1 protein-coding gene is annotated in these 1,511 nt (G+C 46.7%); it reads left to right on the forward strand.

Going from position 1 to position 1,511, the window contains the following annotated elements; translation table 11 throughout:
* The first annotated feature begins 234 nt into the window (after positions 1-234).
* Positions 235-1,506 carry a DNA polymerase IV gene (locus M2277_RS31585; protein ID WP_006212427.1) on the forward strand — a complete coding sequence of 424 codons (1,272 nt, stop codon included), beginning with the start codon at positions 235-237 and terminating at the stop codon, positions 1,504-1,506.
* Positions 1,507-1,511 lie beyond the last annotated feature (5 nt).

Consider the following 1,511-nt stretch of genomic DNA (forward strand, 5'->3'; position numbering starts at 1 on the left):
TTGGGTATCTATATAAAAACATGTGTGCATAAAGGGTCTAATCTTTTAATTCTTTGGAGGAATAATATTTTTCAAGTTGTTTGATATAGAGCACAAATAAAAAATGAGCATAATTCTATCTATTTATGCTCATTTTTAGTCGAATGAAGGACGTGTTCTATTGACAAACATAGATGGTCGGAGTTTGATTCTATGACATACGCGTCCTTGGATTAAAAGAAGGAGGGATATGTGTTGAAATCATCTAAACGTGTGGTCATGCTCGTTGACTGCCAATCCTTTTATGCGAGTGTAGAAAAGGCCGAACATCCTGAGTACAAGGATCGGCCTTTGGTGGTTGCTGGGGATCCGGAACGTCGTTCAGGAATTGTGCTGGCAGCTTGCCCTATTGCCAAGTCAAAGGGGATTACTACCGCAGAGCGCCTTGGGGAGGCAGTGGCAAAATGCCCGGATCTTGTTGTTATTAAGCCGAGGATGCAACGATACATCGATGTGTCTATGCTGATCACGGACATTTACAAGAGCTACACAGATCTGGTCGAGCCGTACAGCATTGACGAACAATTTCTAGATGTGACCGGCTCGATGCATCTGTTTGCGGATACACCAAAAGAAATGGCCCGGATCATTCAGGCTCATGTACAAGCTGCGACAGGCGTTTATACTCGCTTCGGGATTGCCGAAACCAAAATCCTTGCAAAGACTGCATGTGACAATTACGCCAAAAAGAATCCATCCGGCATATATACCCTCACCAAAGAGATGCTGCCCGAGACGTTGTGGAAACGTCCCGTCAGCGACATGTTTATGGCCGGCAGTCGTATGACCCGACATTTCAATGCTATGGGACTCCTGAATATTGGAAGTGTAGCTCAGACACCTCTTGTAAAGCTGAAGCAGATGATGCGGCGGAAGTTTGGCAAGAACTCCGACATCCAGGCGGAAATGTATTGGCGCATCGCAAACGGAATCGACGATAGCCCAGTGCGATCAGGCACACACCAGGTTGCACCAAAGTCAGTAGGCCATATGATGACCCTCCCTTTTGATTATCGGGAGTTTGACCACATCTTAACTCCATTGCTCGAGCTAACAGAGTTGGTCTGTCAGCGCTGCCGGGCACTAGGGTTCATGGGGCATGTTGTGTCGGTGGGGTGTATGGGAGCTGACTTCGATCGGCCAACGGGATTTTCAAGACAAATGAAGATGGAGGATCCATCCAACATCACCAATCAGGTTTATCATTGGGCACGCCGATTGCTTGAAACTTATTGGGATGGCTTACCGATCCGGCGGATAGGCGTTAGTTTGACTCAGCTCACCCCCGACAATGAATATCAGTTATCGCTGTTTGATACTGACCGGGAGAGACAGATGGCACTTGAACGGACAACCGACGCATTAAAACTCAAATACGGTAATGCAATTGTAATCCGAGCAGTCTCAAAAACAGCAGCGGGCCAAGCGCTCGATCGATCAGCTAAGATAGGAGGACACTATAAATGACAATA

This window comes from Paenibacillus sp. LBL (genome assembly GCF_029893715.1).
Lineage (GTDB): Bacteria > Bacillota > Bacilli > Paenibacillales > Paenibacillaceae > Paenibacillus_AQ > Paenibacillus_AQ glucanolyticus.